This window comes from Marinomonas vaga, assembly GCF_055388305.1.
This window is the reverse complement of sequence record NZ_AP043903.1, coordinates 102,000-123,697: the sequence shown is the minus strand read 5'-3', so window position 1 is coordinate 123,697 and position 21,698 is coordinate 102,000. Positions and strand designations below refer to the sequence as shown.

At 45.9% G+C, this 21,698-nt stretch carries 19 protein-coding genes; 11 read left to right on the top strand and 8 right to left on the bottom strand.

Going from position 1 to position 21,698, the window contains the following annotated elements; genetic code table 11:
• Positions 1–29 precede the first annotated feature (29 nt).
• On the top strand, positions 30–1,034 hold the full coding sequence (locus ACZ5DR_RS00580; protein ID WP_377364924.1) for a flagellar motor protein MotB: 1,005 nt from the start codon (positions 30–32) through the stop codon (positions 1,032–1,034).
• A 112-nt stretch (positions 1,035–1,146) separates the two neighbouring features.
• The gene (dapB, locus tag ACZ5DR_RS00575; protein WP_377364926.1) at positions 1,147–1,947 is read left to right on the top strand and encodes a 4-hydroxy-tetrahydrodipicolinate reductase; all 801 of its coding nucleotides are present in this window, start codon (positions 1,147–1,149) and stop codon (positions 1,945–1,947) included.
• A 74-nt stretch (positions 1,948–2,021) separates the two neighbouring features.
• On the opposite strand, the gene ACZ5DR_RS00570 is transcribed toward dapB, so the two are convergent.
• The 4 genes from ACZ5DR_RS00570 to ACZ5DR_RS00555 all read right to left on the bottom strand — a co-directional run bounded on the left by ACZ5DR_RS00570 (position 2,022) and on the right by ACZ5DR_RS00555 (position 6,038).
• Positions 2,022–2,516, bottom strand: coding sequence for a MarR family winged helix-turn-helix transcriptional regulator (locus tag ACZ5DR_RS00570; RefSeq protein WP_377364927.1), 495 nt, complete (start codon positions 2,514–2,516; stop codon positions 2,022–2,024).
• Positions 2,517–2,688: 172 nt separating this feature from the next.
• On the bottom strand, positions 2,689–4,077 hold the full coding sequence (locus ACZ5DR_RS00565) for a cryptochrome/photolyase family protein (RefSeq protein WP_377364929.1): 1,389 nt from the start codon (positions 4,075–4,077) through the stop codon (positions 2,689–2,691).
• Positions 4,078–4,079: 2 nt separating this feature from the next.
• Complete coding sequence (locus tag ACZ5DR_RS00560) at positions 4,080–5,060, bottom strand: YbgA family protein (RefSeq protein ID WP_377364931.1); 981 nt, start codon at positions 5,058–5,060, stop codon at positions 4,080–4,082.
• A 15-nt stretch (positions 5,061–5,075) separates the two neighbouring features.
• Positions 5,076–6,038: an NAD(P)/FAD-dependent oxidoreductase gene (locus ACZ5DR_RS00555; protein WP_377364933.1), complete on the bottom strand. Its 963-nt coding sequence runs from the start codon at positions 6,036–6,038 to the stop codon at positions 5,076–5,078.
• A 108-nt stretch (positions 6,039–6,146) separates the two neighbouring features.
• Here ACZ5DR_RS00555 and ACZ5DR_RS00550 point away from each other — a divergent pair, with 108 nt between their 5' ends.
• The gene (locus ACZ5DR_RS00550; RefSeq protein WP_377364935.1) at positions 6,147–7,031 is read left to right on the top strand and encodes a MerR family transcriptional regulator; all 885 of its coding nucleotides are present in this window, start codon (positions 6,147–6,149) and stop codon (positions 7,029–7,031) included.
• Positions 7,032–7,132: 101 nt separating this feature from the next.
• The gene (locus ACZ5DR_RS00545) at positions 7,133–7,360 is read left to right on the top strand and encodes a DUF2061 domain-containing protein (RefSeq protein WP_377364937.1); all 228 of its coding nucleotides are present in this window, start codon (positions 7,133–7,135) and stop codon (positions 7,358–7,360) included.
• 76 nt (positions 7,361–7,436) lie between these two features.
• On the opposite strand, the gene ACZ5DR_RS00540 is transcribed toward ACZ5DR_RS00545, so the two are convergent.
• A complete protein-coding gene (locus tag ACZ5DR_RS00540; protein WP_377364939.1) occupies positions 7,437–8,786 on the bottom strand; it encodes a sodium-dependent transporter in 1,350 nt (449 codons plus the stop codon).
• A gap of 521 nt (positions 8,787–9,307) precedes the next feature.
• Between ACZ5DR_RS00540 and ectA the strand changes: the two genes are divergently transcribed.
• The 4 genes from ectA (at position 9,308) to ACZ5DR_RS00520 (ending at position 13,358) form a co-directional block, all read left to right on the top strand.
• A complete protein-coding gene (gene ectA, locus ACZ5DR_RS00535; RefSeq protein WP_377364941.1) occupies positions 9,308–9,814 on the top strand; it encodes a diaminobutyrate acetyltransferase in 507 nt (168 codons plus the stop codon).
• 51 nt (positions 9,815–9,865) lie between these two features.
• Positions 9,866–11,176, top strand: a complete 1,311-nt coding sequence (gene ectB, locus ACZ5DR_RS00530; protein WP_377364943.1) for a diaminobutyrate--2-oxoglutarate transaminase — start codon at positions 9,866–9,868, stop codon at positions 11,174–11,176.
• 94 nt (positions 11,177–11,270) lie between these two features.
• On the top strand, positions 11,271–11,660 hold the full coding sequence (locus ACZ5DR_RS00525) for an ectoine synthase (RefSeq protein WP_377364945.1): 390 nt from the start codon (positions 11,271–11,273) through the stop codon (positions 11,658–11,660).
• Between the two features lie 255 nt (positions 11,661–11,915).
• Positions 11,916–13,358: an aspartate kinase gene (locus ACZ5DR_RS00520; protein ID WP_377364947.1), complete on the top strand. Its 1,443-nt coding sequence runs from the start codon at positions 11,916–11,918 to the stop codon at positions 13,356–13,358.
• 134 nt (positions 13,359–13,492) lie between these two features.
• Here ACZ5DR_RS00520 and ACZ5DR_RS00515 read toward each other — a convergent pair whose 3' ends face one another.
• Entirely contained in the window at positions 13,493–15,691 is a 2,199-nt protein-coding gene (locus ACZ5DR_RS00515) for a bifunctional diguanylate cyclase/phosphodiesterase (protein WP_377364949.1), read from the bottom strand.
• Positions 15,692–15,991: 300 nt separating this feature from the next.
• Between ACZ5DR_RS00515 and ACZ5DR_RS00510 the strand changes: the two genes are divergently transcribed.
• The 3 genes from ACZ5DR_RS00510 to ACZ5DR_RS00500 all read left to right on the top strand — a co-directional run bounded on the left by ACZ5DR_RS00510 (position 15,992) and on the right by ACZ5DR_RS00500 (position 20,748).
• Positions 15,992–16,963, top strand: a complete 972-nt coding sequence (locus tag ACZ5DR_RS00510; RefSeq protein WP_377364951.1) for an ABC transporter substrate-binding protein — start codon at positions 15,992–15,994, stop codon at positions 16,961–16,963.
• 114 nt (positions 16,964–17,077) lie between these two features.
• Positions 17,078–20,092, top strand: coding sequence for an EAL domain-containing protein (locus ACZ5DR_RS00505; RefSeq protein WP_464543841.1), 3,015 nt, complete (start codon positions 17,078–17,080; stop codon positions 20,090–20,092).
• Positions 20,092–20,748 carry an HD domain-containing protein gene (locus ACZ5DR_RS00500; RefSeq protein ID WP_377364955.1) on the top strand — a complete coding sequence of 219 codons (657 nt, stop codon included), beginning with the start codon at positions 20,092–20,094 and terminating at the stop codon, positions 20,746–20,748. The genes ACZ5DR_RS00505 and ACZ5DR_RS00500 overlap by 1 nt, the downstream gene beginning before the upstream one ends.
• Here ACZ5DR_RS00500 and ACZ5DR_RS00495 read toward each other — a convergent pair.
• A complete protein-coding gene (locus ACZ5DR_RS00495) occupies positions 20,745–21,197 on the bottom strand; it encodes a MarR family winged helix-turn-helix transcriptional regulator (protein WP_377364957.1) in 453 nt (150 codons plus the stop codon). The two genes, ACZ5DR_RS00500 and ACZ5DR_RS00495, sit on opposite strands and share 4 nt — an antisense overlap.
• 66 nt (positions 21,198–21,263) lie before the next feature.
• Positions 21,264–21,623, bottom strand: a complete 360-nt coding sequence (locus tag ACZ5DR_RS00490) for a Rieske (2Fe-2S) protein (protein ID WP_377364959.1) — start codon at positions 21,621–21,623, stop codon at positions 21,264–21,266.
• Between the last annotated feature and the right edge of the window lie 75 nt (positions 21,624–21,698).

Here is a 21,698-nt window from a genome sequence, read left to right as displayed (position 1 = left end):
TTGCCTTGCTGTAACTGGAAGTTTGCTGAATGAGTGACGAAGAAGAAAACGACTGCCCCGAATGTATAGAAGGCCTCCCGGCATATATGGGGACATTCGCCGACTTGATGTCGTTGCTGATGTGTTTCTTTGTGCTGTTATTGTCCTTTGCTGAGATGGACGTGCTGAAGTTTAAGCAACTGGCGGGCTCCATGCGCGAAGCCTTTGGTGTGCAAAAACAGATCGAAGCGGAATCCATCCCTATGGGGACCTCTATCATTGCTCAGGAGTTTAGCCCGGGTCGACCAGAACCAACGCCTATTAATGAAGTGCGACAAAAGGCAGACGATCGTCCTGAAAATACTCTGGAAGTGATGTGTAAACCTGATACAGCCGAGTTGAATGAGCAAGATGGTGCGGGGCAGCCCTCGCCAAATATGACGGTGGACAAGTCCCAAGCGGATTTGCAGCGAGAACAACAGATCCAGCAGACTGAAGAAGACGCACAGCAGGTGGCATCGATCCTCCGTGAGGAAGTTTCCAAAGGCACGGTTGAAGTGGAGACCCAAGAGCAGACCATTACCATTCGCTTGAAGGATAAAGGGTCTTTTGAGTCTGGTTCTGCTGAATTGAATTACGACTTTATCCCAATCATTGATATGGTGAGAGATGTTTTGGTGGGGTTAAAAGGCTCCATTGCGGTGGAAGGGCATACGGATAATATCCCGATCGACACGGCACGTTTTAACTCCAACTGGCAGTTGTCTTCTGCTCGAGCTATCTCTGTGGCAGAGGAATTGTTTTCTACAGGACAGTTGGATCAAAGCCGATTTGCTGTAACAGGCTTTGCTGATGCACGACCATTGGTGCCAAATGATACGCCTGGCAATCGAGCGACTAACCGTCGGGTAGAAATTGTCATCAATCAAAATGACTTGGTACGGACGAATGTGATTGAGCCTGAGTACCCACCAGGTTTTGGTGAAGACGAGAATGATGACCTTTTCACCGAAGGTGATTCGGGATTCCAGCTAGCGCCGAATGAGATTTTCTAGTCAATCACAGCAAGATAAAGCGGCCAATAGGCCGCTTTTTTTGTTTCTAAAGCTGAGTTATGAGCTAAATTTTGGTATCTTTCAGCGCACATTCAGTCGAGGATAATGAATAATGCGAATTGCAGTGATCGGTGCAGCCGGGCGCATGGGGAAATACTTGATCCAAGCGACGGCTGAAGCAGAAGGCGTCACGTTAGGCGCAGCGATTTTACGACCTGGTAGCTCCCTAGTTGGTGCAGACGCAGGTGAAATAGCCGGCGTGGGTAAGCTAGGTGTGGCAGCCGTGGATAGTATCCAAGCCTGTGCAGAAGACTTTGATGTGTTGATTGACTTCACGCCACCAGGTTTGACTATTCAAAATGCCACCGCTTGTGCCCAGCTGGGTAAGGCCGTGGTGATTGGGACCACAGGCCTAAGCGATGAAGAAAAAAACCAGCTGAATGCTTTGGCAGAGAAAACTTCTATTGTCTTCGCACCAAACATGAGTGTTGGGGTTAACCTAACCTTGAAACTCTTGGCCATGGCTGCTGAGATTCTTGGGGATGACTACGATGTTGAGATCGTTGAAGCCCATCACCGTCATAAGGTGGATTCTCCATCAGGTACAGCGCTGCGCATGGGTGAAGTGGTTGCAGAGGCTCTAGGCCGCGACTTGAACGAGTGTGCTGTGTACGGACGAGAAGGTAAGATTGGTCCACGTACTCAAAAAGAAATCGGTTTTGAAACCATTCGTGCAGGGGATGTTGTAGGCGATCACAGTGTTTGGTTTGCAACGGAAGGTGAGCGCATTGAAATCGTTCATAAAGCCAGTAGCCGTATGACTTTTGCAAAAGGTGCTGTGCGTGCAGCCGCTTGGCTAGAAGGTAAAAAATCAGGTTTGTTCGATATGCAGGATGTTCTAAATCTGAAGTAATGGGTTCTCCCTCTATCGACAATAAAAAAAGGCCGCTTAGCGGCCTTTTTTAGGTTTATGCGATTGCCTAGTGACTAGTAATTGTCGTGGCTCGTAGTCGGGGCATGAATATCAAGCAGAGGTGCCGCATCAAGGTTTTCTGCATTCATCATCATAGCAACCCTTTGTAGGGAAGATAGCATCTGCGTTTGTTCCCAGCCATCCAATGCTTCAAATTCAGCAATGAATTTTTCGTGTAGCAAAGGCGGTGTTGTTAGCAACATCTCGGTGCCAGACTCCGTTAGGCGAGCGTTAACAATACGCTTGTCTTTTTGTGCGCGAACCCGTTCAACCAGCTTTCGCTCTTCTAGTCGATTAAGAATCGTAGTTACTGTGGCTTGGCTCAAAGAAACATTGTCAGAAATACGACGTACAGTAACGTCTCCCAGCTCTTCGATAGCACGAAGTACCATGATTTGAGGGATGGTCAGGCCACATGCTTTTACAACCCGCTTGGACTGCAGATCAGTGGCGCGGATAATGCGGCGTAGGTGGACGAGTACGTCATGTAAATGTTGTGATTCGGGCATACTTAATTTATTCAGCACTTAGTTGGGTATAGATTTGGCGCGCATTATAGAGCTTACAGAGAGGTTGGGAAATCCCTGTCACAAAATAATGTTCAGAATCCTAATGATTAGACTTCAAAATAATAGTGCTGAGACAAAAAGTCAAATGCCTTATATTAGTTGCTGCTTTTATTCACTTTAAATCCTCGAACGCGGAAATGGCCTTTTTTCGGGCTGCTTTGTAATCAATGATGGGGGCTTGGTAGCCAATTTTTGACCGGACAGATGGAGCTGGATCGTGAATCTCTTTTGCCGACAGAGGTTTAAGTTCGGGAACAAAGCGCTTAATAAACTCGCCATCTGGATCGAAACGCTCGGACTGTCTTGTAGGATTAAAGACACGGAAATAAGGCGCGGCATCACAGCCAGTGGAGGCACTCCATTGCCAGCCACCGTTGTTGGCGGCGAACTCACCATCAATAAGTTTAGACATAAAGTAGGCTTCCCCCTTACGCCAGTCGATCAAGAGTAACTTAGTGAGGAAGCTAGCAGTAATCATACGTAGGCGATTATGCATCCAGCCCGTTTGGTTTAATTGGCGCATGGCGGCATCGACAATTGGGAAACCTGTCTTGCCTTCGCACCATGCCTGAAACAGCTGCTCGCTATCATTCCATCTCACCTGTTGGGTTTCAGGTTTAAAGGGCAGAGATTTTGATAAATCGGGGAAATGCCCCATGAGTTGTTTGTAGAAATCCCGCCAAGCGAGTTCTTTAAGCCAAACGCTCGCTTGCCAGTCACGATTATTTTGTTGTGAGACATACATGATGGCTTCAAGACAGTCTCTCGGGCCAATTGCTCCCAGGGCTAAATAAGGTGAGAGAAGGCTGGTGCCAGGAACGGCAGGGAAGTCCCTATCTTCATCATACTGGGCTTCTTTATTGTGGCAAAAACGCCATAGCTTCTCACGGATGGCTTGGTAATCCGCTGGCCAAAGGTCATCGCGAAAGTCCTTACTACGAAAGCTTTGATGGTCGGAATGTATGCTTTCAGATTGAGCCTTTGGCTCAGGGTAGGGGCTGCTTAATTGCTGGATGAGTATCTGCAACCAACGTTTATAAAAAGGGGTAAAAACCTTGAACGGTCCGTTCTGCTGGTTCAATACGGGAGTGGGGACAATCAAGTCAGGTGCCAGTCTTTGGCAAGCAATTTTGCCTTCCTCTAGGGCTTGCGCCACTTTGTCATCTCTTTGTGCTTCGTGCACAGGCAATTCATTTTGCCACCACACTTGTTGGTAATGGTGTTCTGAGCACAGTGCTGGAATGGCTTTGGCGCAATCGCTGAAGCGTTTAAGGTGCAACACATGCAGGGAAATGTTGAGGGATTTAGCTTGCAGAAACAGCGTATCGATGAGTTGTTCCCGCAGGGCGAATTTTGCCTCTGATTCGTTGTGTTCTTGCCACTGCCCTGGGGTCAAGCAAACCACAAGAGCAATGTCACCCTGTTGTTGAGCTTCATAGATGGCTGGGTGATCGGCTAATCTTAGGTCGTTTCTTAGCCATACTAACTGGGTTGCTGACATGGTTACACCGTATTCCTAATGCCAAGTTTTTTGGGGTAAGGGGCAAAGTAGCGCTGTGCCTTAACGTAATCACTGCCGTAGTGCTTCAGGTAGTGGTACAGCAGTGTCGTGGGGGTAGTGAGATTCACCTCTCCACGACGGTACTGCTCTACTACGTCTAATATGTCCTTGCGGATCTCCACATCTACTTGGCGCTTGAGGTAGCCCACTAGGTGCATGAGAACATTGCAGTGGTTACGGCGTTTTGCTGGGCGACCAATAGCCTGCATGAAATCATGGAAATAGCGTTCCGCTAGATCTTCAATAGGGCATTTTTCTTGCCCAGAGAGTAGTTTTCCAAGGGCCTTGTAGGCGGGCTGAGAGTGGGCCATAACAACGTATTTATAACGACTGTGGTAGTCCAGTAACGCTTTCATAGAGAGTTGGTTTTGTACCGTGTGGCGAAACTCATGGTGGGCAAACACTCGCAAGATAAAGTTTTCTCGCAGGGCTGGGTCGTTGAGGCGGCCGTCTTCCTCAATCGGCAACAACGGAAAGCGTTCTTGCAGTGCTTGGGTAAACAGTCCGGCAACACGCTGCATATGAGGGTGGCCATTTTTTTGGTACACCTTGATGCGTTCTAGGCCGCAGGATGGGGAGTTTTTCATCACGATATAGCCATCCAAAGCAGGCATCTGGTCCAAGTAGCGTTTGTTGGCTTGGTTCAATTGATCTGATAGATCCTCGCCAGACTTGTTAGAAAAGGTAAGTCGAGGAGCATTTGGGTCCCCCTCTAATCGCATGGTTGGTCGAGGTGTACCAAAGCCTGCTGCCACTTCAGGGCAAAACTTCTGATAATCAAAATGTTCTGAAAGGGGCCCTAGGCAATAAGTAGAGCGGCTATGACCGCCATTAAAACGAACATTTTCCCCCAGTAGGCAAGCGCTGATGCCAACAGGGATTTTGTGATCAAGGAAATCTGGATGAAAGTTGTTAGCGTTCATGGTGCTCTCCTGACTCTATAAAAATGAGATGCTTGATAGCACTTTGTCGGCGGCAAATTTGGCGCTTAATACGGCACCTTCGCCATCACCTTGGCAGAGCCAGTCCCCAATGACGATTAACTTAAGAGCTGGATCATATAAAAATGGCTTGTTGGAAGTGACGACTGCTTGACGTCCTAGCAACCAGCGGTGGGGCGTGCCTTGCTCTACTGCCGTCAGGCCTGTGGCGGTTTCGAATGCATGGATCATGTCTTTCTGCACTTGGGTTTTATCGTCGTCAATGTGTTGCTGACCCCAGGTTGTGGTGCTTTGAATAACCCAAGTGTCCAACTCACTTTGCATTCGTTGTGGCTTGTCTGAATCCTTGATTAGGGTTTGCAGTACTTCATTTGGGACAAGCTGCAATGGTGCTTGATCACTTTTCTCAGTACGTAGCCACATGCTCCATTGAGGTTGAGTGGCCGCACTGGATTGGTTGGCATTCAGTAACAGATTAGGGGTGTTAGGAACGGTAGCCAACAGCATGGCAGCCTGTGTAGCAGGGGTGGCAATGACCAGTGCTTGAGCTTTGATTATGGGTTGGTACTTGTCGTCTCGCAGCAGCCAATGGTCCCCTCGACGTTCTAAATGTTGTACACGTTGTTGTGTTATCAAGGGGGTGTCACCTGCTAGGTAGCGGCTGATAGCAGACATGCGTGGAACGCCTACATGTCCGCTTTGCCAGCTGGCCAGTACGTTTGCGTTAAGCAGTGTGTCCCTAAGTTCCATTAGGTCGGGGTCATGAAAACTAATGATGCTTGCCCCAAGCTCCACACTACCTTGTTCTAATCGTTTGCTGCCGGCACGACCGCCCGTACCACGAGATTTATCTATGAGTGTCGTTGCAATGCCTTGTCGATTGGCGAAATAAGCCATGCTGGTACCAGCGAGGCCAGCACCAATAATGGCTAGGGAGGTTGTCGGGATAGCGTTTGACATGGCGGTCTTTGCTCCAAATGCTTAAAATATTATTCTTGTACAAATTAATTTCTTGTATAATTATTATCTTATACAAGTTTTCATAATGTACAAGTTTTTGGTGTAAAGATGAGTGAACAACAAGTCCAAAAGGTTGATGTGCTTTTCCCAATTAGGGAGTTATCAACTCGCACAGGGGTCAACTCTGTGACCTTGCGTGCTTGGGAGCGCCGCTATGGATTGCTCAAACCTTTTCGTACAGAGAAAGGCCATCGATTGTATGGAGATAAGGATGTAGAGCGGGTGGAGCGGATTCTTTATTGGATGAACCAAGGCGTTGCGGTGGGCAAGGTTCGTGCATTATTGGATCGTCAAGGGGATAGCTTAGAATCTGAGACATTAGACTCTGAGGGCTTGGGGAATCAATGGCGAAGCTGGCAAGACACCTTTGTGGAGGCGGCTAGAAGCTTTTCTCAGGGACGTTGGGAGCAGCTGTTTCAAGAAGCGGTTAAGCAGTACCCATTTCATGTGTTGTTATTGAATGGGATTTTTCCTACCTTGCAATCGCTCAATAACGACATGGCATTAAAGCGTTATGTGATGACCTCTTTGGCGGAGCAGATCACTTTATTGAAGCTAAATGGCGCAAAATCCATTCGTTCTTCAAAGGAGAAAGTGCTCATCGTAAATATGGATGAATGCAATCTCATGGCAAAACTGGTGGCTTGGTGGGTAATAGAATCAGGTCGAGGGTTTGTGTTGGTGGATGGCGTTACCCATAGGCAAGAAGCTGAGTCCCTGCAGGCAGGCATGGGTGCCTGTCAGATCATCATAGTGGCGGAACGTACCTCTGAGCAAGGTGTAAAACGTTGGCTTGAAGAGGGGGATATTGGGAAGGAAATGGTCTGGGTCAGCAGTGGTGCTTGGTTATACGCAGAGCATCAAGGTCTAGCGACAGGCGGGTGGGCTTTTTCCAATGTGGCGGAATTGATTCAATCAGAACTAAATTCCTGATTAGCTAATAGCTATTAAATTTATTTTATTTATTAATTTTTAAAATTTAATAGGCGGGCTTATTATTCTTATATCGGATTAGGAATAAGAGGACACCAGCCATGACTAAAACAATTACTTTTGCAATCATGCACTTCAGTGTGGCGTTTACGGTTGCCTACTTGATTACTGGCAGCTTCGTTGTGGGTGGAGCTGTCGCACTGATCGAGCCTGCCATTAATACTGTTGCATACTACTTCCACGAAAAAATTTGGAACCGTCTGCGTCGTGATAACACCCTGCAAAATACATTTGTTTCAGCAGGTGAAAGCTTTGCTTTGAAATCTTAGGATTTATTAGATCTCATAAAAAAACGCCACCCGAGTAACTCGGGTGGCGTTTTTATTTGGGAAGCTTCGTGACTGATTACAGGTTCAAAACGAATACAATCGCAACCGCGATCGGCGCAACGAATTTCACCACGAACAGCCACAATTTCAGCAAAGCGTCGGACTTCAGGCTTAACTCTTCGGCAGCAAACTTCTGTTTTACAACCCAGCCTGCGAATACGGACACTAGGATACCGCCCAATGGCAGCATGATGTTTGCGGTCAAGTAATCTAGGAAATCGAACGTGTTCTTACCAAAGAAAGTCACGTCAGACATAAAGTTGAATGAACCAAGACACATGATGCCTAGCGCCCATACTACTACGCCTAATGCGATAGTCGCTTTAGTACGACCCATTTCAAACTTCTCAACTAGGTAAGCAACCGTCGGCTCTAGTAGAGAAATTGCTGATGTCCAAGCTGCCACGCCAATTAGAACAAAGAACAAGAAGCCAAAGAATTGACCGCCTGCCATTTGGCCGAAGGCAACAGGCAAAGAGATAAACATCAGGCCAGGGCCTGCTGCTGGATCCATACCATTAGAGAAAATGATTGGGAAGATTGCTAAGCCTGCGATCAATGCAACGATAGTGTCCAAGAAGCCAATCGCGAGTACGGTAGAGCCAATCGATGCACGTTTAGGCATGTAAGAACCGTATGCCATGATGGTGCCCATACCCAAAGAAAGGGTAAAGAATGAGTGACCAAGTGCAACCAGAACGGCATCCCAAGATAGCTTACTCACGTCAAAATCGAACATGAAGTGCCAGCCTGCTTCAAAGCCATCAGTGCTCATTGCGTAACCGAATAGGACTAACAGCAGCACGAACAACGCAGGCATCATGATGCGTGTGGCGCGTTCTAGACCGGCGTTAACCCCTGCAGCAACCACTACAACGACCATGATGGTGAAGATGGTGTGCCACATAAGCAGAGTAGTTGGATCGGCTAGCAAGCCTGAGAACAGTGCGCCAGCGTCATCAGAGCTGATGTTGTTCAGTGCGCCGCTCGCAGTCGAAACAATGTACTGAAGCACCCAGCCTGCAACGACTGAGTAAAAGGAGAAGATGAGTACGCCAGCTAACATTCCCATGAAGCCCACTAGGCCCCATTTTTTAGAATGACCCGATTCTTCGGCAAGATCCGTCAATGCATTGACAGGGCTTTGACGTGCTCGACGACCAACAAAGACCTCGGCCATCATGATTGGAATGCCTACTAGGGCAATACAAACTAGGTAAACGAGTACAAATGCGCCACCGCCATTTTCACCCGTAATGTAAGGGAACTTCCAGATGTTACCTAGGCCAACAGCGGAGCCGGTAGCCGCTAAAATAAAGATCCAGCGACTCGCCCATGAGCCGTGAATAGACTTCTTTTCTTGCATAACTATCTCTTGTTATTGAGCAATTTACTCAGACCTCGAACAACGTGAGCGTGAGGCTGTGCAGAGCCATGAGCGGCGATATTGCAGCGGCTCTATGGTGATTTGCTTGTGTGTTAATTGGAGAACATCGCTCAGAGATTTTGACCAAAATTGCGCTTCCCACACTGACAAAATTGGAATTAATAAAAACGATTATTAATTGAACGCTCTGAATTGCGGGCGATTTTGCAAAGTTTGCGCACGTTTTTCAAGCAAAAAACTGTCGAGCTGGTCAGTTTTAAGGCAAATCATCGTAAAAAGTAGGTCATTTGAGTTGATATTAATATAGTTGAAATAATTAGAGTTAAAAATAAATCTTGATAAAAATATTTAGTCCTGTAATCTATTTAGCCATCGAAGCAATTGATTGATTCGTTATTGAGTCTGTTTTTAATTGGTTTTTAAGCAGTTTTTAACATCAATTGAGTTTGCGAGCTAAGCAATAGCTTGGTTTATAAGATTAGACATGTAATGGGTGAGTTATGGAAAGCAACGAAATTATTTTAAGAAAGCCAACGGCTGAAGATGGGATAGATGTTTTTGATCTCGTCGAACGTTGTGCGCCGCTTGACCCAAATTCTTCTTACTGCAACTTGCTGCAGTGTAGCCATTTTTCGGACACTGCTGTGGCCGCTGAAAAACAAGGGGAACTGGTTGGGTTTGTGTCTGGATATCAAATTCCAGCGCGCCAAGAACCGACTTGGTTTGTTTGGCAGGTGGCAGTAGATGCCAAGGCTCGAGGTCTTGGCTTAGCTAAAAAGATGGTAGCCGAAGTATTAAACCGAGCTGATATGCAGTCTGTTAAATACATCGAAACTACCATCACACCGGATAACGAAGCCTCTTGGGCATTATTTAGAAGTCTCGCGAAGCAATTAGATGCACCGCTGGAAGACTCAGTGATGTTCGATGAGACAAAGCATTTTAAAGGGCGTCATGGTACTGAGCACCTAGTGCGAATTGGCCCATTTAACCTAGCGGGTCATTAATACCCACTCGGAATACGTCAACAGAATTTAATTATAGGAAGAGGATTAGATATGAAAATTTTTGAAGAGATCGAATCAGAAGTACAGTCTTACGCACGTTCATTCCCACGCATTTTTAACAAAGCGCAAGGTAGCTACCTGTTCGATGAAGAAGGTAACAAATATCTAGACTTCTTAGCCGGTGCCGGCACATTGAACTACGGTCATAACAACCCGATTCTGAAGAAGAAGCTGGTTGAATACATCATGGAAGATGGCATCACCCATGGCTTGGATTTGCATACCAAGGCGAAGGGCGAGTTTATGGAAGCCTTTAAAAATCACATCTTAGATCCGCGTGACCTGGAATACGTGATGCAGTTTACCGGTCCAACTGGTACCAACGCAGTGGAAGCAGCAATGAAACTGGCTCGAAACGTGACGGGTCGTGAAAACATCATCACCTTCACTAACGGCTTCCATGGTTGTAGCTTGGGTGCCCTTGCCGCGACGGGTAACTCACACCACCGTGGTGTGGCGGGTACGTCTCTTACAGGCGTGAGCCGTGTGCCTTACGATGGTTACCTAGGTGATGGCATCGAAACCACAGAGTACCTAGATAAAGTATTGTCTGATTCTTCTAGTGGTATCGATCACCCAGCAGCTGTTTTGGTTGAGACGGTCCAAGGTGAGGGTGGTATCAACGCTGCCAGCCTTGATTGGTTGAAGAACCTAGATGCGGTATGTAAAAAACATAAAGTCCTATTGATTGTCGATGACATTCAGGCGGGTTGTGGTCGTACGGGTACCTTCTTCAGCTTTGAGCCTGCAGGCATTAAGCCAGACATTGTCACCATGTCTAAATCTATTTCTGGCTACGGTCTACCCTTTGCGATCGTGTTATTCCGCCCTGAGCTAGACGAGTGGAAACCAGGCGAGCATAACGGTACCTTCCGTGGTAATAACTTGGCGTTCGTGACTGCGAAAACAGCCATTGAAACTTTCTGGAAAGATGACAAATTCGCTGCAGAAGTACGTCGTAAAGGTCAGTACATCGAAGACCGTCTAGCGTCTATTACAGAAGAGTTTGGTGAAGGTAACTTCTCCATCCGTGGTCGCGGCATGATGCGAGGCATTAATTGTGTGAGCGGTGAATTTGCCAGCAAGATCACCAAAGCATGTTTCAAGCAGAACCTGATCATCGAGACTTCTGGTGCTGATGACCAAGTAGTGAAATTCTTGTGTCCTCTTACGATTACAGACGAAGAGTTGAAGCACGGTATTGATATCGTTGAGCAAGCCATTCGTGAGGTTTGTGCCAAAACCGATGAAATGCCAGAAGAGAAAAGCTACTTCGACGAAAATTACGACATCGCCATCTAATTGGCTGATAAGCAGGCAAGTGCTTCCACCAAGGGAGCGCTTACCTGAAAAGTTAGTAACCGATTTTAAGTTTATTGATTAATAAGGAGCGAAAATGATTGTTCGTAATCTAGATGAATGTGAAAAGACAGAACGCCGCGTAGTCTCACCAGACGGTAAGTGGCAGAGTGTTCGTATGTTGTTGAAAGGCGACAACATGGGATACTCCTTTCACATTACGACGATTTTTGCTGGCGAGGAATGCCAATTCCATTACCAAAACCATTTCGAGTCTGTTTTTTGTATCGAAGGTGAAGGTGAAATTGAAAGCCGTGAAGACGGTAAAGTCTACCCAATTACACCGGGTACTTTGTATAACCTAAACGAGCATGATCGCCACACCTTGCGTGCGTTTAAAGAGCTAAAGCTGGCTTGTGTATTCAACCCACCTGTAACAGGTAAGGAAGTACACAATGCGGAAGGTGCTTACGAGTTAGTCGATTAATGATCCCTTCAGAGGAGCTTTTTGCTCCTCTTTGCTTACCTCGTTTTAACCACGTCATATCTCAGCTCAGTGCCAAGAATCCTGATTACGATTCTGACTAGGCAGAGCCGGAGTCGATCCAGCGTTTAAAAAGGTCATATTTCATTAAGATTTATGTAATTCATGCTTAATATTTGAGCGACCTTATGACAAACTACGCGCCGGCGCTCACACTAGGTTGAGGTTCCCTTAACCCCACAGAATTTCGGATACATCATGGGACTACACACAGTTGATAAAATCGGCGGCACGTCAATGAGTGACTACCGTTCGGTTCGAGACAATATAATTTTTAAGCCAGCAGGTGGAGAAGACCTGTATCAACGCATTTTTGTAGTGTCGGCATACGGCGGCATTACCGATAAGTTACTGGAAGCTAAGAAAACCGGTGACGCAGGTATTTACGCACACTTCGCAAAAGACCGTAACCAAGAAGCTTGGGGCGATGCTTTTGAAGACGTTCGTACCACTATGCTTGACATTAACCGCAACCTATTTGGTGAGAGTGAGCTTCTTAAAGAAGCTAACGACTTTTTAGAAGGTCGTCTAGATGATGCCAAAGAAGCGTTGGAAGATTTGAGTCGCTTGTGTTCTCACGGTCACTTTGCCATCAGTGAACATTTGGCGACAGTCCGTGAAATGCTTGCCAGCCTAGGTGAAGCGCACAGTGCTTGGAACATGGCAAACCTACTGAAGCGCGATGGCGTGGATGCGGTTTTTGTTGATTTGACAGGTTGGAAGACCAACAGTCACATGTCACTGGATGAGCGCATTATTGAAGCGTTTAAAGACATCGATTTGTCTAAACAGCTACCTATTGCGACCGGTTATGCCCACAGCGAAACTGGCTTGATGACCACTTTTGACCGTGGTTACTCAGAGATGACATTCAGCCGTATCGCAGTCTTAACCCATGCCCGTGAAGCCATCATCCACAAGGAATTCCACTTAAGTAGTGCGGATCCACGTTTGGTAGGTGAAGACAAAGCTGTGCCAATCGGACGTACTAACTATGATGTAGCGGATCAATTGGCTAACTTAGGGATGGAGGCTATCCACCCTAAAGCAGCAAAAGGTTTGCGTCAGAGCGGTATTGCACTGCGTGTGAAAAATACCTTTGAGCCAGAGCACAGCGGTACGCTTATTACCGGTGATTACGTCTCTGATGAGCCATGTGTTGAGATCATCGCAGGTAGCCGTGGTGTCTACGCAGTTGAGCTATTTGACCAAGAAATGGCGGGTGAAATCGATGCCTTTGATATGGGTATTTTAAAAGTACTTAATCAGCTTGGCGCTCATATCATCGCTAAAGACATCAATGCGAACAGCATTACCCACTACCTTGCGGTGAACTTGAAGACCATGAAGCGTGTTATGCGCGTGCTTCGCGAAGAGTTCCCAGAAGCAGAAATTGCGCAACGTAAAGTGGCCATTGTGTCTGCTATCGGTTCAGATATGAAAACCACAGGCATGTTGGCAAAAGCCGTGAAAGCCATTTCTGAACAAGACATCAACGTCATCGCTATGCACCAATCTATGCGTCAGGTGGATATGCAGTTCGTAGTTGATGAAGATGATTACGAAGTAGCAATTCGCAGCCTACATAAGGAACTAGTGGAAGTGCACAACCACGGTCGTGCCATCTGTCTAGCGTCCTAAATCTGCCAGAGGCGAATTAGCCTCTCGTAGAAAGCCTCAAGCTCTAAGATGCGAGTGCAAGATTGCATTGGCTAAGAGCTTGGGGCTTTTTTATTGGAGTCTGTTTGTAACAAATGAAGAGACTCTAAAGCCTGCTATTTCAGTAGTGGTGTAATGTCTTCATCAAAGCGGTTAAATTCTGCTTCCGGGATAGGGCGACTGATAAGGTAGCCTTGGCCCAAGTCACATTTGAAATCACGCAGCATCTGAAGCTGTCCATGAGATTCGATGCCTTCCGCAATCACCTGAGTATCCAGTTTGTGAGCCATGGCAATAATGGCTTCTACAATCATTTTGTCGTCTGGATCGTTTTCTAAATCCATCACAAAGCTGCGGTCAATCTTGATCAGATCCACGGGTAGGTTTTTAAGCTGCCCAAGGGACGAAAATCCCGTACCAAAATCGTCAATGGCAATGCAGATCCCCAAGGCCTTCAATCCATTTAAGGTTTTCTTGGCGTGTTCTAAGTCTGTTAACAGAGTGGTCTCTGTGATCTCGAATCCTATGTAATGACCAGGCACTTTATAGAGGTCAATCATTTCTTTTACGAAGGGGACTAGATTAAGGTCGCTTAATTGCAGTGACGATAGGTTAATGTGCAGAAGAATAGGGGGTAAACCTAAATCAAAGCGAGATCTTAGGTATTCAAAGCTCTTGCGAATGACGTAATTACCAAGCTCAAGAATCTGGCCTGATTGTTCTGCAAGAGGGATAAACTGATCTGGGAATACCAGACCTTTTTGTGGATGGATCCAACGAACCAAGGCCTCTGCTCCGATGACTTTGGAGACTTCCAAATCAAACTGAGGCTGGAAGTAGAGCACAAGCTGATGGTTTTTTATGGCTTTTGCTAGGGCAAGTTCCTCCTGATGGTGTTCCATCAGCTTTTTCTGCATAGCGTCTGTAAACAGAATGAATTGGTTTTTACCCCGGTGTTTTGCTTCGTAGAGGGCAACGTCTGAGAAGCGCATGAGCTCAAGTACATTTTGGCTATGCTGTGGAAACAGAGAAACCCCTAAGGATGTGCTGAGCTTGAATTCCCTATGCTCGATCCGAAGTATCTTTTGTATGTTCGAGAGTATTTCTTTAGCCGTGTCTTCAATGCTATCGATACTGCCATCGCCAAGGATGATGGCAAATTCATCCCCACCCAACCGTATTATCAAATCGTTTTCATCAATGCTGTTAGTCAGTCGTCGAGCGACCTCTTGGAGCACTCGATCACCGACATCATGACCAATGGAATCATTAATAGACTTAAAGTTATCGAGGTCAAAATAGATGAAAGCGCCCGATTGGTTGTTAGCCTGTAATTCTGATAAGTACTGGGGAAGAAGATCGTTAAGGTAGCGCCGGTTAGGGAGGCCTGTAAGCGGGTCGTTATAGGCAAGTTTCTGAAGCTCTTTGGTCTTCTTTTGCACTTCTTGCTCAAGTTGTTTGGGCCTAATGGAAATCAAAAATAGAAACAAAGAAGTCAGTACGCCTATGACCACTGTGATAAGCATTAATGTGTGGGAGCGGGATTCTATTCTATCTGAGACATCCAAAGAGATGATGAGCGTCCAGGTACCAGTGGGGAGGGTGATATCAGATTGTACAGCGGTTTTGGGGTTGATAGGGGTGCTGGATTCGTAAAAGACTGATTTCTCAGACGTGTCCGTATGATTTCGCTCTAATGTGACGCTGTAACCTTCTTCTTCGAGCTCGCGGATGCCTGTGTCTGCTAATAAATTGTCCAGCAGAATGAGAGCCGATGCAAAGCCCCAAAATTTGGCGTTATCTGTTCCCCCGATAAAAATCGGTGTTCTACCAATGACCGCAATGCCTCCCTGTACCAGCTTGACGGGACCCACGGCGATCATGGTTTTTTCTCTAATGGCGAGTTGAGCTGCCTCTCGGTATCTTGGGTGGTTTAAGACATCCAAACCTATCGCATTTTCATTGCCTTTAAGGGGATAGATAAACTGGATAATGCCATCTGGGGCCAATTGAATATTTTCGATGCCACCAATGGAGTCCATGATATTTTCGGCGTAGTTTTCAAACAGCTCAGTATTGCCCTGATCAACTTCGATTTGGTGAGCAAGTATTTGAGTCGAGGTGAAAGCAAGAGAAAGACTGCGTTCTAAATCAGAGGCTTGTGAACGGGCTGTGCTGCCAAGGTAGATTCGTTGACTTTGAACAAAGTTATCATTGGATAGCTTGGTAACGTATCCACCAGCGATACAGATAGCGACAAAGGCTATGCCTGAGAGTAAAACGGCGCGAATATCGTATGTTCGCTGTCTGGCCATCCTATGGAACTCCAATTTAAGGCTTCGTCATGAATAACGGTAATATACTAGATTTCTCACGTTTCGTGTTCGTGTAAGTATCGTGAAAACTGACTTATATCATCTCATAAGTAAATATTATTACATTAGCCGCTAATATATTAATTGCTAGTTTTCCTTCGCGTATATTTGTAAAGAAACGCTATCTCGAGAGCTTTTGAGCGTTGTTTTCTTTTGAATGTTCGAGGTTTTAACTTCGTTCTTATTCGGCTCTGATAAAGTGCTCTCTTCAAAGATGCTGTGCCGGGTATTTAGCGATGTTTGCAGGAGGATAATCTGAAGCGTATTCGTATCATCTTAATTGTGTTGGTCGTATTTTTGACTGGCGTAATACTGTATGTGCTTGTTAGTGGTAAACCTCTGAAGCTCAGCCTTCATCCATGGCCTGGCTATGAGAGTTTTGTGGTGGCGGAACATTTCTCTTGGTTGCCTGATGATATCAGTGTGGTACAGGTGAAAAACGCTTCCCAATCATTGGCCCTACTGGAAGCGGGGGAAGTTCAGGCTGCGGCGTTAACGCTTGATGAGGCTCTATACGCCCGAAGTCGAGGAGTGCCATTGGATATTGTGGCGATTCTAGATGAATCGGTGGGGGCTGATGTGCTGATGTCTCAGAAAGAGCAAGCTTCTTGGGTGGATTTAAAGGGTAGTCGAATTGCCTACGAAGGGAACACTGTCAGTGCTATTGTTTTGCATGAGGTATTTAAGGCGTCAGGCTTTGATAAGAATGACGTAGACATAGTAGAAATTCCTCCAAATGATCAGGTGGTATTTTGGGATACTAAAGCGTTTGACTATGCTATTACCTTTGAGCCTTATGCCTCCTATCTTGAGCAGAAAGGCGCGTTTAGGGTATACGATAGCCGCGATTTTCCCGGAATCATTTACGATGTTTTGGTAGTGCGAAGGGATGCAAGGTTCTTTCGTGAAAGCGCAATAACAGAGCTGTTAGCGGCTCATTTCAAAGCACTTCAATATTTAAGAGTTAATTCGGAAGATGCTCTTAGGCGTATTGCAGCTTGGCGATCCTTGAGCTATGAAGAAAACCGAAAAGTTTTTAGTGGTCTATATTTACCTGATTTAGATTATAACAAGCGTATGCTGACGCTAGATTCTGAATTTTACCAGGCGATACAACTGATCAATTTGTCTATGAATAACGGTCTGCCTTTACTGCCTGATTATCAGCTTAGAGCTCTGCTTCAGCCGGCATTTTTATTTAGAATAGAGTAGTAGGTTTTTATGCCTAGATGGATTTTAGCATTTATTTTATTAATCCCGCTTACTGCGATCGCTGACCATAAGATTAGGTTAGCGGTTTTATCCTATCAGCCCGATGTGATGCTTATGGCTAAGTATCAACCGGTGATCGATGATCTAGAAAATCTTATTGATGATTATTCTATCGAGTTATTTTTGGTGGATGCAAAGGCTTTGGAACAGGGGATCGAGCGCCACGAATTTGATGTGGTATTAATTGATCCTGTTCATTATTTGCTTTACCGCAGCGCGGGCAATATGAGTGCTGCGTTAGTGACCATGGGGCGAATGAAAGAGCGTAGTGCGACCAACTTGATGGGGGGCGTCATCTTTACAAGACGTGAGGACTCTCATATTACTCTTGAGAATGTCTTCCAGCACCAGGTGGCAAGCGTCGCTTTAGATTATTTAGAGACGTATATCGCTCAGATTTATGAGCTCTATAGCCGGGGCTTAAATTCCCCATCTGCTGATGACGTTCAGTTATTCAACTCTGATGAAGCCGTTGTACAGGGAATATTAAATCGACAGGCTGACGTCGGTTTTGTACGGTCGGGTGTTTTAGAGAACATGGTTGCGACGGGACAACTCTCGTTCGACAATATTCGCGTACTGAATGAGCAGACGCTGGCGGGCTATCCTTTTAAAGTGTCCACTCGGCTGTACCCAGAATGGGCCTTGGTGGCGCTTTCTCATATTGATATGAATGTAGTTAAAGGTATTACGGCTGGGCTGTTGAGCTTGCCAAACTCGATTTCCAGTATGGAAGCCCTGGGGATCTCAGGCTTTGTACCTGCACTTGATTATTTCCCGGTGGAGCAGGTGCTAAAAGAGTTGAAAATAGCCCCCTACGATAAGACTCAAGTGTCTTGGGTAGCGATTGTTAAAGCCTATGCCCTCTATGTGATTCTAGCGAATGTCATTGTGCTGATACTGATCGGTGCCTCTTGGTTCACCTACCGTCAAAATAAGAAGCTGGGCGCTGTAGTGGACGAACTACAGTTGGCCAAAACTTTACTGTCTAAAAGTTATGATCAGCTGGATGATTTGCTGAGCAGTAGTCCTGCTATGATTTATTCCTTAGCACCGGACACACTGCAGCTGCGTTTTATTAGTGCGAACTGTAAAAAGCTGTATGGGTTGACTGCTGAAGAGATTAAAGCTTTGCCTAAATGGTGGGCAAATTCCATCCACGATGAGGATGTGACTGACGTCTTGGCAGCGATGCGAGAGTGGCGTGTAAAGGGCTGCCAAGGGACACTTATCTCCAATTATCGTATTCACTCTGGTACTAAGTGGCTTTGGGTGGAAGACAGAGTTCAAGCGCTGTTTAACGAAGAGGGGGAAATCTCTGAGTTAGTGGGTTCTCACTTGGACATCACTGATCGCCATAAATCCCAGCAGCTATTAGAGCTGTCTGCCAGTGTGTTTGACAACGCTCGTGAAGGCATCGCCATCACGACTCCAGAAGGTGCAATCATTGAAGTGAACGACGCATTCAGTCGGATTACGGGGTATTCAAGAACAGACATCTTAGGGAAAAATCCAAGAATTTTGAGTTCAGGGCGCCAGAGTCGAGAGTTCTATGAAGAAATGTGGCGCCAGATTCTTCTCTATGGATTTTGGGAAGGGGAGGTTTGGAATAAACGCAAAGATGGAGCTATTTTCGCCCAGAATTTAACCATCGCATCTGTGAAAGATGTTCATCAGAAAGTCACACACTATATTTCTTTGTTTTCTGATATCACCCGACAAAAACGTAATGAAGAGCAGTTGGCGCACATTGCCTATTTCGATGCCCTGACAGGATTGCCTAACCGTACGAATTTGACTCAATCTTTAGATCATCATATCGCTCAGGCTCAGATCAATGGTCATAGGTTTGTACTGGCATTTATTGATCTTGATGGCTTTAAAGAGGTCAATGATACCTTTGGTCATGAGACTGGAGATATATTGTTAGTGCAGGTTTCCCAGCGTATGTTGGCCACCTTAGACGAGGGGAAGGTGGTGGCTCGTTTTGGTGGGGATGAGTTTGTTATCTTAATGCCCCTAGAAAAGGGAGAAGACCTGGAAGTCTCAGAGGGGGCTTTAGAGTCTTTATTGCAATCCTTGTCTGAGCCTTTCCTAGTCTCAGGTATTGAGCTGCAGATCAGTGCCAGTATTGGCATTACCTCGTACCCTCAAGCGAATGGTGTCGAAGCAGATCAGTTAATTCGACAGGCCGATCAAGCCATGTACCAGGCAAAGATTGCTGGCCGTAATCGTCTACATGTCTTCAATTCTTCCCATGAAAGTATTCTGATTGAGCAACATAGGTTATACGAAGAAATCCAGCTGGCTTATGACAACAAAGAGTTTTGCTTATTCTATCAACCTAAAATTAATATGCGCACTCGAGAGGTTATTGGGTATGAGGCACTTATTCGTTGGCGTCATCCCGCTCGCGGCATCTTGCCTCCTGTGACTTTTCTGCCCACTTTAACCAATCAGCCACTTGAGTTAGAGATTGGTCATTGGGTGATTAAGACGGCAGTAGCTCAGATTGATGCTTGGCAAAAACTCGGTTACGGGCAGAGCGTCAGTGTGAATTTGGCGGGTTATCAACTGCAGCAACCTAATTTTTTAGCCGATTTGGAGTCTGCTCTTGAGGGGTATCCAGAGTCTGTGGCCCATGCCTTAGAGTTAGAGATTTTAGAAACCAGTGCCATTGAAGATCTCGCCAAAGTGGCAGCTGTCATTAATGGTTGTAAGAAAATGGGGATTTCTACCTCATTGGATGATTTTGGTACTGGTTATTCCACCTTGAGTCATCTCAAAGAAATGTCTGTAGATATGCTGAAAATCGACCATAGTTTTGTGCGGGATATGATTAATCAGCCTGATGATCTTGCCATCATTAAGGGAGTGATTGGGTTTGCTGATGCGTTTCATTTAGACGTCATTGCTGAAGGTGTGGAAACGGAGGAGCATGCGGAGTATTTACTGGGACTTGGGTGTGATCTTGGGCAAGGGTACTGGTTTTCCCGTCCTATGCCAGCAGAAGAGGTGTTGGGCTGGTATGATAGTTGGCTTTTTAATAATGAAGAATCGTCTGACTGATGAATACCAACACTTTGCCAAAGCTTTCCTTAGAGGCCATAGAGCAGGCTTGTGAGGCGTATATAAGCCAGCATATGGCTCAAGACTCTGCCCATGACCTCGCGCATATTAAACGAGTTGTGGTTAGCGCCCGCCAGTTGGCCAACGCCGAAGGGGCTGATCCTTTCATCGTAGTGCCTGCTGCCTGGTTACATGATTTGGTTAATTTGCCTAAAAATCACCCTGAAAGACATTTGGCGTCAGGGATGGCAGCAGAACAGGCTTCTGTATTTTTGAGTGAGCTAGGGTACGCAGATGGTGCGTTGAAAGCGATTAAACACAGTATTACTGCCCACAGCTACAGTGCTGCCGTAGTGCCTGAAACTGTCGAAGCCAAGGTGGTGCAAGATGCTGATCGATTAGATGCAATAGGGGCGATCGGTGTCGCACGGTGCATGATGGTGGGTGGTCAGTTGGGCCGTGAACTCTATCAAACCTTAGACCCTTTTTGTGAAGACCGCAGACCGGATGATACGACTTTTAGTATTGATCATTTTTACAACAAGCTGCTGTGTTTAGCAGACAGCTTTCAGACTCAAGCGGGGAAAGCAGAAGCAAAGCGCCGTACAGCCTTTATGGAGACGTTTCTTGATCAGCTAAGATCTGAAATTGTTTAATGCGGAGCTTGTTGGTTGTGCTCCGCTAGGTTCGCTGCCATTGTGTTGGCTATCTCAATAAAAGCAGCGATCTGCTCATCAGATAAACCCTGCATCATGACTTGTAGTGCCTCGATGTCATGTTTTTCTAGGGTTTTATAGCAATTTTTTCCTTTACGGGTGAGGCTCAGAAAGAAGCTGCGCTTATCTTTTGTGTTAGGTTCTCTGGTTAGCAATTCTTGTACTTCAAGCTCTTTGATTAGGCGTGTGATTTGGCCTTTGTCTTTTTGTAGTTTGGAGGCTAATTTGATGGCGGTGCATTGTTCATCTTCATCGATGTGCTTCATAACAATGAAGTATAACGGCGACAAGGAGACATTGTGCTGATGCATCGCAACGCGCATGGACTGTTTTAGACCATTGATAATGTCAATGAGTGCGTTCTGGATCTTATTTTCATTTGTTTGCATTCAAAGAACCTTGTGTCGAGATTAGCATTGTTTTTATCCATCATATCAAACTCTGTAACGAGGGAACTAACTTCCGGTCCCAATACTTAGTAGTAAAATGTAACGACTGCCGTCATGATGGATAGAGAGTTTTGTTAGGGACTGACCTTGGCAAGGCCCTGTGATACAGAGTCCTGATTCTGGTAAAAACTGGGCGCCATGGTGTTCGCATTCGATTAGGGTGCCGCTTTCGTCGAAGGTGAGGTGGGACGCTTCTGAAAGTGGCTTTGCCCTATGGGGACAAAGATTTTCGTAGGCGTGCAAACCGTTAGATAACCTCAGTATCATGACCCGCATTCCTTGGACATATAGCTCAATGCTTTGTTCCATTGAAAGTGCAGCAATGGATAGTGACTGTTCTTTGGATAGGGGAATCTTGTTTTCCATGGGGATCTTGATTGTAGAGTGTTAATTTAGTGTATCAACACTGAAAAGATAGGGGTATCTCCGGTCTTGTTGATT